The 14,982-nt window shown below is 33.5% G+C and carries 8 protein-coding genes; 1 reads left to right on the forward strand and 7 read right to left on the reverse strand.

Annotation, left to right across the window (positions count from 1 at the left end):
- Nucleotides 1–87: 87 nt before the first annotated feature.
- The 7 genes from EAH81_RS26965 to EAH81_RS27000 all read right to left on the reverse strand — a co-directional run bounded on the left by EAH81_RS26965 (nucleotide 88) and on the right by EAH81_RS27000 (nucleotide 12,429).
- On the reverse strand, nucleotides 88–522 hold the full coding sequence (locus tag EAH81_RS26965; protein ID WP_140512076.1) for a tetratricopeptide repeat protein: 435 nt from the start codon (nucleotides 520–522) through the stop codon (nucleotides 88–90).
- Between the two features lie 736 nt (nucleotides 523–1,258).
- Nucleotides 1,259–1,918: a hypothetical protein gene (locus EAH81_RS26975; RefSeq protein ID WP_140512078.1), complete on the reverse strand. Its 660-nt coding sequence runs from the start codon at nucleotides 1,916–1,918 to the stop codon at nucleotides 1,259–1,261.
- A 151-nt stretch (nucleotides 1,919–2,069) separates the two neighbouring features.
- Entirely contained in the window at nucleotides 2,070–2,669 is a 600-nt protein-coding gene (locus EAH81_RS26980; protein WP_140512079.1) for an REP-associated tyrosine transposase, read from the reverse strand.
- Nucleotides 2,670–3,018: 349 nt separating this feature from the next.
- Entirely contained in the window at nucleotides 3,019–3,420 is a 402-nt protein-coding gene (locus EAH81_RS26985) for a hypothetical protein (protein ID WP_140512080.1), read from the reverse strand.
- 3 nt (nucleotides 3,421–3,423) lie between these two features.
- A complete protein-coding gene (locus tag EAH81_RS26990; RefSeq protein ID WP_140512081.1) occupies nucleotides 3,424–7,014 on the reverse strand; it encodes a DUF6443 domain-containing protein in 3,591 nt (1,196 codons plus the stop codon).
- 33 nt (nucleotides 7,015–7,047) lie between these two features.
- A complete protein-coding gene (locus tag EAH81_RS26995) occupies nucleotides 7,048–10,560 on the reverse strand; it encodes a DUF5977 domain-containing protein (RefSeq protein WP_140512082.1) in 3,513 nt (1,170 codons plus the stop codon).
- 195 nt (nucleotides 10,561–10,755) lie between these two features.
- The gene (locus EAH81_RS27000) at nucleotides 10,756–12,429 is read right to left on the reverse strand and encodes a T9SS type A sorting domain-containing protein (protein ID WP_140512083.1); all 1,674 of its coding nucleotides are present in this window, start codon (nucleotides 12,427–12,429) and stop codon (nucleotides 10,756–10,758) included.
- Between the two features lie 493 nt (nucleotides 12,430–12,922).
- Between EAH81_RS27000 and EAH81_RS28090 the strand changes: the two genes are divergently transcribed.
- Nucleotides 12,923–14,982, forward strand: a 2,060-nt coding sequence (locus EAH81_RS28090; protein ID WP_140512084.1) for a PKD domain-containing protein, incomplete at its 3' end; no start/stop codon positions are given.

A 14,982-nucleotide genomic window follows, 5' to 3' on the forward strand; every position in this document is an offset into this window, starting at 1 on the left:
GGTTATTGCGCCAAGTCCTCCGTCAAGATTGCAAAACTGCGCTATCCGTTAACGATAAAATTTAGTATATTTCAGCGCCATCTGGCTTTACAATGCATTATATATACCTCCCTTATTTAAATCCCTTAACATTTTTTTATAATTTTTTTTACCGAGAGCATCTCCCAATTCCATAGATTTTTTATAATAATCTAGTGCTTTGTTTAAATCCATTTCACATCCATCTCCTCTTTCAGTTAAATCTGCTAAATTATTATATGCAGCACCATTATTATTTTTTGCAGCTTTAAGATACCAATAAAATCTTTTGGAATTATTAAAACACGGATTTGGATCTCCTAAAAATCCAATATCTTCATAATGTTGGGCTAAATCATATTGCGCATCAGTATTACCCGAATAAGCTAATTTTCTTATTTTATAGATGTATTCGTTGTAAAAAGTCAACTTCTTTTCTTCAGACAATTCAACTTCCGAATAAAGCATTAAAAGTATTCCTCTAGTTTCTTTATATGTATTCATATCTTGTTTTATTTACCTGGATAACCTGGAGGTGCTGGTTTGGAAACTACTTTACCAGTATGGCTGTTTTTTTCTAAAACATTTCCTGGCTTATTGGGATCCNGATTTGGATCTCCTAAAAATCCAATATCTTCATAATGTTGGGCTAAATCATATTGCGCATCAGTATTACCCGAATAAGCTAATTTTCTTATTTTATAGATGTATTCGTTGTAAAAAGTCAACTTCTTTTCTTCAGACAATTCAACTTCCGAATAAAGCATTAAAAGTATTCCTCTAGTTTCTTTATATGTATTCATATCTTGTTTTATTTACCTGGATAACCTGGAGGTGCTGGTTTGGAAACTACTTTACCAGTATGGCTGTTTTTTTCTAAAACATTTCCTGGCTTATTGGGATCCCCAGCTCTCCGAAGTCTCTTCTTGTCTTGTACACGCAGCGTAAATGTCCCCGCTCTACGAAGTGTTCTTCTTTACGCTACGCAAATGTCTCTGACTTTGCGACATTTTAAACAAATATAATTGAAAAACAAAAACTTCATAAAGTCTCTGACTTTAAACCAATTTTCTTAGAATGTTTTTTCTTGAATGTAAAAAAAATCCACGACAAGAATAAGAACTAACCATAAAAAGCAGGAAGACTTATATCGGGTTTATAATTTCTAAGAAACAAAAAATGCGCAAAGTCATAGACATTTGCGCAGCTTTTCATAAGGAAATCTTCGGAGATCGGGGAACTACTCCAAATTTAATATCTTAATTATATTCTCATCAAACGGATTCTTCGAATAAATCATAATTATATAAAAACTTTGATGCCCTTTGTAAAATAAAAATACTGTTGGGGTCAGTCCTTTAGTAAAATCTGAAAGTATTTGATGTTCTCCTTTTTCATTGCTTAGAGACATCTGATTTATTGAACCATAAAACCCCTTATAATTAGCTCCTTCAAAGGTTCTTTCTATTTTTGAATATTTATCTAAGTTTACATTCATGGCAGAATTAAAAACAAAACCATAGTTAATCGTAAATTCCAAGTCGCTTCCCTTATTTAATATTTCTCCTGACTCAAACTTCACATCTTCAAGATTAACATTTTGGTTAATAGTTGATTTTTTCAATTCAGCATTACCCAAGTCTTTAAACTCCCATACAATTATATTATAACTGTCTTTATAATTAAAATTATTATAAACATCCCTTTCTTTTACATAACTATAACAGAAATTAGGATTAATATTTGTTTTAGCAGAATCTTTAAAAACCCACATATATTGTTTATAAGTCTGCCAATCTGAAGAGTGGCTGTATCTTATAATATCATAAAAAAAATAAGATAAAAAGCTGATTACTATTACACTTATACATACTATTATTACTTTCAAAGTCTTATTCATATCAAAACTCAGTTAAATATTGCATTCCCCAACTCTCCGAAGTCTCTTCTTTTCTTATACACGCTGCGCAAATGTCTCTGACTTTGCGCCATTCTAAACAAACCCGAATCAAAGACAAAAAACTCTTAAGTCTCTGACTTTTATCCTAAACTCAATATAAATTGTAACGCATTAACGATTTGCTATCCAAAACGTCCACAATTGGATTATCCTCTTTTTCGATTTCTAACAATCCCGAATCATTAACGTAGTTACTAGCACTAGAATAAACATAATCTGATGCTTTTGCTACAAGACCTGCTCTAACAGGATTTAAATGTATGTAATCTAACTTGGACCACATAAATTTGTTCGTATAAATTTCCTCAGCATGATTGCCATATTGCCAAAATTGATATTCTTTATTTCGCTGATGACTTTGAGTTACTAACTTAAAACGTTCTAACATCCATTCTCTTCTGCTTTCAGGACTATTTTGAATTTTCTCTAAAATATTCTTCGCTATAAACTTTTTAAAATCCCTTATTAAATCTGATAATTTTCCATTTTCAGATTGCACAATCATATGAATGTGATTACTCATTATTACATAACCATACAAAATCATTCCTTTGTTTTTTATACAATAATCTAAACTTTCAATTACTATATCTCTATAAATCTGACGCGTAAAAACATCTATCCACTCGACAACTGTTGGAGTTATAAAATGTGGCAAATTTTGATCTCGAATTACATATCCTTCTTTCATCTTATTCTTTTTTAGCTCAAAAATAGATGATTTATCTTACTTATTTATTCGTTTAGAACAATAAGTAAAAAGTCAGGAGACTTTTAGAAGATTTACGATTTATAAGTACAAAAAAATTGCGCAGCTTTTCATAAGGAACTCTTCGGAAAGCGGGGTTTTATTTTGATCATTAGTTTTAGAACACTTTTTTATAGCTAAGGCTATATTTTTTCCATGCTTGGTTCCATTATTTTAGAAAATGTGCATTTTATACATCATAAAAAAATTGCGCAAAGTCAGAGACATTTGCGCAGCTTTTCATAAGAAACACTCTTCGGAGAGCGGGGGGATTATTTTTAATTTACCCAATTTAGAGCCAACTAATCTTTTTTAAATAATCTTTTAAATCTTTCATAAATAAATCTACATTAAAGTCTTTTAATTTATATTTTTTTATGATTGGCGGTATTTCATTTATGATTTTATTTGCCACGTTATTTATCCTATCATCTTGATTAATATTAGAAACAAAATAATGATAATCCAACATAAGATCAATATACAATATTTTATTTTTTCTGTCCATACGAATACGTTGTTTAAAATTATATTCAGGGCTTCTACACATTAATACTATGAAGATTTCTACCAGATCATCTCCATAATTTTTAAAATATAACCAATCTTCAACTTCTCTTGCAGGAAATTGAGTTGTTACTTGGTCTGATACTTTTGTTTCATAGTTTGTATCAGAAGTTATACTAAATCTCATATACTAAAATCTTACTTTATTTCCGGGAGTCAATACACCATGTATTGCCTCATATTGTTGAATCATCATTTTTTCGACTGTTGCGGCTTCGCTTCGTACTGTGCTTTCAAATATCTTCGTATATTGTACCCCATGCTCCCCAAGATTTCTAAGAAATGTTTGGCTGTACCTTGTAAGTGGATTTTTTGTTATGCCATATTTCCATACTTCTCCAGCTTCTAAATAAACTAATTCTGTTGCACTTTTAAAACCTCGTGTCATAACAGGATAATAACCGCTTGCCCTCGCTGTTAAAGCATATGTTTCAACGGTTTTTCCACTTGCTTTTAAAGCAATACTTCCTTCACCTAAAGTAAGGATATCCAATGCTAACATACCCGCCCCAAGGCCTATTTGAGATTTATCTCCATCATTTAAACCGTTGAAAAATGTATGAAATGAACTTGAAATAGGTACGTCTTCACGCCAAAAACTTTCTGCCGAGCCGTCATTCCATCCATAATCACCAGAGCCCACAGAAGAACTTTGCCCCACAGTCACAGATTCTAAGGCTATTGCTTGAGCCCACGTTCCATCTGCATTACCTTGATAAGTTTCACCAGTAGTGCAATCTACAAAACTTTCTCCCCCTGTAGCTGCATAATTTGGAGGGTCATTGTCACTACTACCAGTATCACCTGTCCAACGTTCAGGCAAAAACCCTTTTAAACCTTGTATTTCGGGAGTTGGAGTTAATCCCTTATTCTGAGAATTATAATTTTCTCTGTGTGAGGCATCCGCCATTCCGTTAGGGTCAATAAAAAACACAGGATTGTTAAGTGCATAATTATAGGGAGAATTCCTTCTTGAAATTTCCGATAATGGGTCAATATTCATCCAGCGTCCCAAAGCAGGATCATAATTTCTCGCTCCGTAATCGTAGAGATTCAATTGATTCCCACCGATCATCTCGTCTTGGAGCTCTTTTCCATTAAACTTATATTTATTATCGCTTGGTGGCAAACTTATGAAACTAATAACATGTTTTAAACCAAAAGGGTAGTAATTATCTTCATCAATAATTTCAAGAACTTTTGTTACTGGATTCTTGGTATAATTTGCTTTTATGTTACCCAGATGATCCTTGTATTGAAACACATAAGAAAGGACGTTACTTATGCTTTTAACATATCCTTCTGCTGTTGAAAAAAACTCTAAATTATTATCTTTATACTGAAATCCTCCTAAATAATCTGTAGTTACGGTAGGTTTTATTCCATCAATTACAATTTTCTGTAATTTTTGCCCTGCTGCGTTGTAAATATACTCAATGCTGCCTTTTGTTCCAAACGTAATTTTTCTAGGTAAATTAAAATGATTATAACTAATAGTAGTAATACCTTTATTGTCATCTTTTATCAAATTTCCGTTTAAGTCATAATTGTAGTCATCAGCAGTATCATTAGTACCATTACTATCATCCGTAAACCCTCCGGGTATGTTGGTAGCATCAGTTACTTTCATAAGCTGATTAGAGTCTGTCTTGTAGAAATACCCTAAATTATCCAAATCGCCAGCATAAGGACTAAGCGTTGTACCAGTCCTATACTTACGTTGCAACTTGGTAATATTTCCGTTCTTATCATAGTCCATAATCTCTCCAAAATAATTTTGGTTATCTGCTAATAATGGAGCCTGGTAAGAAGCATTTTTCAAGCGGTTCAATTGATCATACTGATATCCATAACCCCGGCTGATATTAGGTGCGTCAAGACCTGAACTCCAAAAAGTTTCAGCAATATTTCCATTATAAAGGGCCTTTGCAAAACCCGCATTTCCTTCTACCTTATTATAATTGATTTTAAAAGCAAATAAATCTCTAGGATCTGCTCCTTGTTGCAAATTGGCTGTTTTATTAATCTCTGTGAGCCAGCCTCTAATATTGTAAGTATAATCTACCTTTTGCAAACCCGCAGTTCCGGTTACATTAGTATCGCCAACTCTTTTACTCATCAATTTTCCTAAATTGTCGTATCTATTGGCTGCCATAAGTTCTTTTATACCTCCGGCTCCTATTTGATGGGTACGGATTTGTAAACGATCTTGTGGAGAGTACTTAAAATCTTCCCTTATGGTCGTATCTGTACTTGCTGAAGTACGTTTATGTTTTGTAATGGAGTAAATTATTTTTCCTGAAAAATCAAGATTAGTACTGTTGACGGTAGAACCTGTTAAGTAATTCACACTATAGGTTTGTATGGGTCTGGCATATTCATCATAAAATATGGTATTAGTTTCACCTAACGTCGCTGTTGGTATTGTTAGGGTTCTTATCCAACTTCCGGTAGGCAAAGTTTTTACATTTGTTAGAACCGTTTGTAATTCTATTGTTGAGGGTGGAATTTGCGCTCCGGTAAAACTATAGTTGTCATAATAGTTTTTAGTAAGTACATCATTAGTTCCCAAAACAAAAGGATTTATACCTCCATTAATATTTGCTTGCCATGTGCTACGAGTAGACTCCGAAACGCTTAGAACTTTCCAACCCGTTTGTGTTATTCTTCCAAAAGTATCGTACTCAGTAATCAGTACTCCAATGGTCCCATCTCCCCAAGGTGAAAAAGCAGGTCCGGTTGCTACAGGTCTATTCAATTTATCATACACGATAAAATCCCATTGCTTGCCTGGCAGTTTTTTGGCTGCCAATCGGTTTCGATCATCGTATTTATATTGGTAGCACAATCCATTTAAAACATTAGTACTAATAGTGCCTGAAGCCAGTGGAGGAATCACATAGGTCAGGTTTCCGTACATATCATAAACATAATATGTGTCATGGTTAACTGTTGCATCGTAGGTTCTCTTAAGAACTACCTGTCCTTCTTTATTTTTAAATTCTACTGTTGAACCTGCTTTTTCAGTTGGACTCACACCGGAATTCTCATCAAAAGTTACCATTTTGTACAATTCATATTGAGCATAACTTCCCACGTCTGAAAAAGTAATATCATACGAAAGGTTAGTAACATTCCAACTTGTAGTAGCTTTATATAATCTTACTGCGTCGGCGGTAGTGTTGATCTGGTAATCCAGTTTTATAGTGTTTTTTTTAGTATTGGCCAGCGCCCAATCATTTCCCGGTGCCGCTTGTTCTAATAAACGATTTAGCGGAGATGCTTCTAACCTTTTTTCGGAAAATGGATTTGTGGTGTTTTCGTATTTAGTGGTATTGTAAACGCCACTTAATGTAGTTAACGATGAAGCCATGGCAATTCTTGCATAACTTGTCGTACTATTGGTTAAGGGATATGGCAGATACCCTTTTACTTGTCTGCCAAAACTATCATATTCAATTGGCGTGATAATATCTATATTAGTAATCACTCCATCAGTATCTCCTTGATTTATTGCCGTAGTTTGAACCGGGCGGCCTAATCCGTCAAAATAAGTCACACTTTGATTGATATCATCTTTTGTCAGCGTACTGAAATTAAACGACTGCACTTTTTTCTTGGGTGCAGCAGTGTAAATAAAATTATCATCGCTGAAAGTCTGAGCATTTATACCTGGAATTGCAACCAACAATAAAATTATAATCGATATATATTTTTTCATTAAGATCTCTTTTATATTTTTAATTTCTTGTTGTTATTGAACAGGCCCGGAAAGATCTACACTTTCACTGCCTTCGGCCGCACTTAATGTAAATGTTTCGGAACCTGAAACCTGACCAGCTGCCAAAACAATACTTTTTCTCAATGTCAAAGGTTTATTAGCTTTGCTTTCATAGTTAATTATAAAATTAAAAGTAGCATTAGGATGGTTTGCCACGGAGCAATACACTCTTATAGTCATACTATTTGATGCAGCAGAAAACGTATAATCATAGGTATAAACTATAGGCAGTATACAAACTCCGATAGTATTGGCATAAACCGGTCCATCAGTATTAAATTTAGTTAACCCTTGAGCATCAGCGTCTGCTTGAGATATGACAGATGTTACAGCGCCAGCAGCCTGGTTATAAGTAACGGTTGACCCGGGAACGCCCGGACCACAGTTGCTTCTGGTAAAAGGACCGCTTCTAGATATACTTTTATATAAAATTATGCTTGACGAGGTATTGTCAGTACAGTCAACTTGCTGTCCCTTGTAATTGTAACAATATTTTTGGAGCACATTTAAGTCTTTATCTTTGACAAATTTTAATCGCTTAGCTGTATCGTATTCATAATAGGCAGCTATTCCTTTAGTATCTGTAATACTTGTAATACCGACTAAAGGATTATAAGTGTAGGTCGTTAAAAAAGCAGTTGCCGGAAGTGAATTTCTAAAAGTTTTTAATGCCTCTCTAAGTTGTTGTTCACCACAATCTGACGATAGACAGTTATCATTATCGGCATTTGACAGTGTCTGTAAATTTGTGATAGTCGTTGCCGGAATAGAAGAATACAGCATATTTTCAATTTTAGCTATAGGTTGTGTTTTATTATATCCCCAAATTATAGACACAGGAATTCCCCCTTCCGGAGTATATTGTAATACATTCCCTTTATCATCATACTTGTCGAAAGTGATTTTTTTGTCTGCTAAAGCGACATCACTTACCCCTTTATTTGCATAAATATACTTTCTGGCCAATAAACTACTTGTAGAAGTATCATATCCATATTGTGTTTTTTGCTCAGATATTTTTTCTAATCCTTTAAACTCTTGTGTTTTTAATGGTATACCGGTAATACCTTTAAGAGCAAAAATATTAATATTAGGTTCACCTGACATTTGAGAATCTCCAGGATAAAAATACTTTGTCTCTAATTTTTCTCCTATACTATTTAATAATGTCTTGGATATTAAATTGTTAGTCAAAGAGTTATAAGTATTATTTTCAGTAGTACTTAATGAGCTACTATTGGCATACGTTTTAGTTACTTTTTGACTCAGATAATCATTATAAAAATAAACTTTATTTGCCTGAAGCAATAATCCCGTTCCATGAATACTTACACTATAGTTATTAAAACGATTTACATCATCATTATAAGAAAAAAGTTCTTCGGTAAGTAAATTATTTGAATTATCGAATATTTTTTTAGAAATTATTTTGCCTCTTTCAATACTCCTGTCATCGAAAAATAGACCCACAAAATTTTCATATAATCTTGCTGGCGTAACAAAAGAAGGGTCATATTTTCCTGTATCCTTAGTATTATTATTGCTTATGTCAGGTGTCGATTCATAATCTTTAAACTTACTCAGAACATATCCATTTGTACTGGTTACTTCTGCAACTTCACCATAAGTTATCATTGTGTTCTCAGTAATCGCCTTACCAAACGAGGTTGATGAAACACGAGCTTGTTCGCTTATAAGACCTTTTCCATTGTCAATCTTCCAATAGGTGCCATATCTTGGCCATTGCAGCAATATACCACTTGACAAAGTGTTTGCAGGAGTTGCAGGAGAATAATTTTTTATATATTTAAATTCTCTTATATTACTGCTATTTACCCCGTCAAAGTCTGTAATTTTCCATATTCTAGCTCCTCCGGCAGTACCACTAACCGTTACTAATGCAGGATTAAAATTGTTAGAACTAGTTCTTTCAAGACGCTTGCTGTATAAATGTGCCTGATATTCAAATTTTGTGTTTCCTCCCGTGGGATAAGTCACCTTACTCAATAAACCTTGTTTTGATTTACTAAAAACAGGTTCCCTAACATTGGTAGTATAGGTAAAATCTCCGTTTGCATTATAGGTCATATTAGGTATAAAACCATATTGCCCATTTTGTCCATCCAGACCATTCCAAAACCCCCAATAATCAATTCCCTTTGTATTGGGATCAGGAAGATCATCTGTTACATCATATTCAAAAGTATAGGGCTTTTTTCCTAATTCTGTTACTGTACTAAGGAACATTCTATTATTTGCTCCGCCCATATATTGATAAATGAAATCAATATTATTAATAATATTATTTTTTTTATCTGTAAGATTTATGTTGTCTAATTCCACATCTTTAAATTCAAATATTGAGCCATCCAAAAGATTTTTATTAAACAAATACTCTTGCTCACCATAATTAAAATTAATAATAAAATCATCCCCTTCAATCTTATCCAGAATAGCTTTTTTCTGTAATTCGTAGGAAGGCGACGATCTAATTCCTGTCGATTGTTCAGTTCCGCCTACACAACATAATTGATTAAAAGATGATGATCTGCTTTCATCAGTATAGCCATTTAAAGCTATAAAAGGTTTATTGTTTCTTAATGAGGCTAAGCTGGCTGCAAGACAATAATTTCCTTGCAATGTATCCTCTCGATAAGTAAAATTTATCTCTGAATTATTCTCTGCATAAATTATTTTTCTTAAAAACCATGACGTTATTATAGGTCTTGGAGTCCCCTGAATTTTACCACTATACTGGCTTCCTAAAAGAATGGTAAATTCCAGATTATTTAATGTTCCGCCAAAGAAGTATTGATTCCCTAGATTATCGGTTATTTTGATTTCTGATTCTTTTGGATAACATGTATTTACAAATTCTTGCATCGCAAATTTTGTTAAATCGACTTTTAAATAATTAGGGGCATTGGTCACAACTTTTACTTGTCCATCATTACCCATAAAAAATTTGCCCGATATTCCATTAAAATTAAAACTAAAAATATCAGGTGCCGGCTCATAAGCATCATCATTATTTAAAACCCCTATAGACCAAGAAGACGTATCAGGTATAATATAACCTGTTGAACTTTTAAAACTATAAACATCATCTATTGGATAGGTATTTTTTTTAGTTCCTACAATAAAACCATTAGTACCATAAGTACCGAATTCATCTTGTGGTGTGCCGTAATTATCGTCCGGGGTATTTCTAACCTCTCTGGTTATAGCACCGCCCACATTTAAAAACCAATTCAATCCCACTAAACCGGATCTTTTAGCAGGAAGAAATCCAGAAGAATTATAAGCAATACTAACATTAATAGGATTTTGATTTTTTTGAGAGGCAGAAATTAAAGGAATTTGCAAATCAATGGCTCCTGTATACAATTGAGTGGCAGTATTACCGTATTTTACAAAATCTGTTACACCGGGAGTTTTTGCATTAAGTTGGTAATAGATACTCTCTCCAACTTTAAATCCTCTCATCTCTTGCCCCAGTAATCCTAATGGTATTAAAATAAAAAAAAGAAAGATTTTTATCCTTATTATGAATAAGATTTTTGTATTTATATTGGTCATCATTAAATTATTATTATTTGTAGTTGGAGTTCTCAATTGTTTTCTTCATAAGTGTAAAAGATTACATCTCTTACACTTATGGAGAAACTTATTGCACTATCTTTATTTACTTGTTATTCTTTTTATCACCTTTACAGATTCGGTTTTTACATCTGTTTTTATTTTTATAATGTAAATCCCTTCTGCGTAAGCACTTAAATCAACTGGTATTGTTCTGCTTGAAATACTAAAGTTTTGTAGTATTCTACCGGTCATATCCACTACACTAGCTGTACCTGTGGTAAAATCATAACCTATAATTACATTGGTATAAGTCGATACCGGATTGGGAATAGCTTCTATACTTGCTTTAACTTTTTCGATTTTTGTTTTGTCTTTTAGTTTCACAACCCAAAAATCACTACTGCCAATACTTGAATTTTTATCTTTTGAAGCGCCTGAATTTGAGGTCCCTGCCATTAAATATCCTCCATCTCTAGTCTCGACTAATTTCCTTAGGATATCTTCGCCTGCGCTTCCAACAGTTTTCTTCCACAATTCTTCTCCTTTTTCATCAATCTTCAATGCGATATAATCATTGATTCCGTCTTTTTCCTTAACTAACGTATTGGTCACTTTCCCTACAATACCATTTCTTGGAATTCTGTTTTCACTTTGGGCATATCCACCAATGAGGTAAGTATGATCATCTTTGTTTTCTACCAAAGAAGTCAAAACGTCTGTTTTCCCAAAATCATAGGTTTTACTCCAGATAACTCCTCCGTCTTCGTCTAATTTCAAAACCCAATAATCAGTACCGTTTCCAACAATTCCTCCCAATGAAGTAAGTGGATTTTTACTATTTGAAATGGCTCCTATAATATAACCTCCATCACTGGTCTGATGAATCACGTAAGGCTGCTCATCTCCTTCCGCTCCATATGAATTTTGCCATAGAATCTCACCAACATCATTTATTTTTATAACCCACACATCGCCAATTCCTTTATTACTATCTGTTTTTTCTCCTGATTGAGAGGAGTTTGAATATCCTGCCAAAATAAAACCATTGTCTGTAGTTTGTTCCATGCTTTTGAGTAAGTCTGCATATTGTCCTCCATATGTTTTTTGCCACTCAATTACACCTTGTTTATCCAATTTTACAACCCAGTAGTCCATATTTCCCCGGCTTTTTTCGGATTTACTGTACAAGTCTGCTTTAGTAGTGGTGAATGCCTTCGCATCAGGTTTAATATCTGAAATAGAGAGAGGGCTTGAGCTCGAAGATCCTCCTAAAATATATCCTCCGTCTCTGGTCTGAAAAGCGCACAATAATTCCTCCGAACTATTGCCTCCAATGGTTCTTTGCCATTGTTCGTCGCCTGAAGCATTTAATTTTATAACCCAAAAATCTGTAAGTCCTTTGCAAGGTTCATTTTTTTGAAAACTATTCTCAGAGTTTGATGTTCCTGCCAGAATAAATCCTCCATCGTTTGTGGTTTTGATGCTTTGAAGTAAGTCAAAACCGCTTCCCCCAAAACTTTTCTGCCAGTCAAGCTCTCCTTTTTCAGTCATTTTCCATACCCAATAATCAAGATCTCCATGATTATCGTCTGACTTATTTCCTGTTTTATTAGACGCAGAGCTTCCCGCTAAAATAAAACCATAATCGGCTGTTGGCTGGGCATCAAAAAGATAATCTGCATGAGTTCCTCCATATGATTTTTCCCAAATAATATCCTGAGGATAAGTAAATAACGGCAATAAAAGAGGAAGTAATAAGTAAATTTTTTTCATACGCAATTTTCGTTCAGGAGTTTATTTTATGCGCAAATCTAAATGATGGATTTCATAAAACATTACGGGTTTCCACATTCTGAAATAATATTTTTTAATCATATAAGAATTATGAGAAAACAAGTATCTTAAGAGTGAATAAAAATTATTAACATATAATTTTGTTTTGAAAAATAGCTAATAAAATGGCTCAAAAACTTCCCTGTTAACATTCTATATCATAAAGTTTCAGAGAAGTTTAAGGTTTTTTTTGTTTTAATCAGACCAATAAAATATTACTTTTGATATAGATTGCAGATGCGAAGTCATTAGACATTTGAATACCCCTTCACAACAACTCTACGGATACTATATCAGATGTTGTGAATACAAGTTTATCATTTATTTAAAATATCTAATACTGAAAAAAATCAAAATCATTCAACAAACCTAATTTTGGTAAATTCCATTTTTTATATCTTAGCGACCAATTAATCCCATCTTAACCTAAAATATGCCCAAAAAAATACTACTTATTGTATTATTCATCTCTTTTAATTCTTTTGCACAAGGAGAAGCCAATATTTGGTATTTTGGTTATCTCGCAGGGCTTGATTTTAATAGTGGTAGCCCGGTTGTTATAAATGATAGCCAGATGATAACTTACGAAGGTTGTTCTACCATTTCTGATGCAAGCGGGAAGTTATTGTTTTATACTGACGGAGTTAGAGTTTGGAACAAAAATCATCAAATAATGTCTAATGGTAACGACTTATTGGGACACTCATCAAGTACACAATCTGGAATTATAATACCTAAGCCTAACAACCCTAATATTTACTATATTTTTACAGTACCTGAATTGGCAGGTCCGGATGGACTTAGATATTCAGAAGTAGATATGTCCTTAGACGGAGGTCTGGGAGATATAACGTCAAAAAAAAACATTTTATTATACACTCCTTCTTGTGAAAAACTTACTGCCATAAAAAATACTGCCGGCGACGGATATTGGGTTCTATCACATGGCTTTGGAAACAACCGTTTTATAGCTTATAATATAAAAGCAAATGGTGTAAATTTAAATCCTATTGTAAGTAATGCGGGAAGTATAATTGATGGAGACAGATCAGGTTCAGTAGGTTACTTAAAATTTTCTCCTAATGGTGATAAGGTAATAAGTAGTAATAGAAATCTAAATGTCGAATTATTTGATTTTGATAATGCAACGGGGATTGTGAGTAATCCAATAGTAATTTTATCAAACAGTTGGCCAAATTATGGGGCAGAATTTTCTCCATCAGGAAACATAGCATATGTTACAACAAAAGATGGGGATTTACTCCAATTGGATTTAAGAGCTTCAAATATTGCCAGTACCGCAGCTACTCTGCACTCCAATTATAATAATCCTGACCCACATATAGTATCAGCACTTCAATTAGCCCCAGACGGTAAAATTTACGGGGCTCTTTATGGGGAAAGATATGTTTCCGTTATTAATAACCCAGATGTATTAGGAGTAGGGAGTGATTTTGTAGCACAAAGGCTTTTTTTAGGAAATGATGCAACCTCTATTAGTGGTTTACCACAATTCATTCAATCCTATTTTAATGTTGGAATCAATGTTCTAAATAATTGTTTAGGAGAAAACACAACTTTTTCTTTAAGCGGTAACAAATCTATAACTTCTGCAACATGGGATTTTGGAGACGGAACAACTTCGACAGATATTAATCCAACGCATACTTACCTGTCTGATGGAGCTTTTACGGTTTCAGTTACCGCCAAGAGCCCTGGTGGCACAAGCAGCAAAACAAGAGATATTATTATATCAAAAGTTCCCACAGCTACAAAGCCAAAAGATATATTGGCTTGTGATGATAACAATGATGGCAGCTATACTTTTGACTTAACCATTCAAAATACAGCTATTTTAAACGGACAAGATCCTAACTTATACAAGGTGAATTATTTTGCAAACAATATTGCTATCACAACACCTACTGCTTACGCCAATAAAGTTGCTTATCAAAAGGAAATCATTACTGCTGAAATTTCAAATTCTGCTAACGGAAGATGTAAAAGCAGTACAAGCTTTGCAATTGATGTTTTTGATAGTCCATTACCAGAACTAGCCAATGCCATCCCAGATTTAACTTCTTGCGACAATACGAGTGTTGGGACTGATGTTGATGGTCGCATCTCTTTTGACTTAACGCAACGAGCTTCAGCTATTTTAAAAGGACAATTGGCTACTCAGTTTTCAATATCCTATTATAAAGATGCCGGTTTTACAAAACTTATTGCTGCGCCAACTGCCTATCAAAACACAATATCTACTGAAACTATTTTTGTAAAAGTTGCAAACAAAGAAAATCCTGACTGTATAGCAACTACCTCTTTTAAAATTGCCGTTTTAGCTTTGCCGGTAGTTACTGCAACTGCTAATTTAAAACAGTGTGACGACGATATTGATGGTTTCAGTATTTTTAATTTAGAAGAAGCCATTTCTAAAATAACAACAAATGCTTCAAATGAAACAATTGCTTTTTTTAAGACGATAGCTGATGC

This window comes from Flavobacterium pectinovorum, assembly GCF_006438875.1.
Classification (GTDB): domain Bacteria; phylum Bacteroidota; class Bacteroidia; order Flavobacteriales; family Flavobacteriaceae; genus Flavobacterium; species Flavobacterium pectinovorum_A.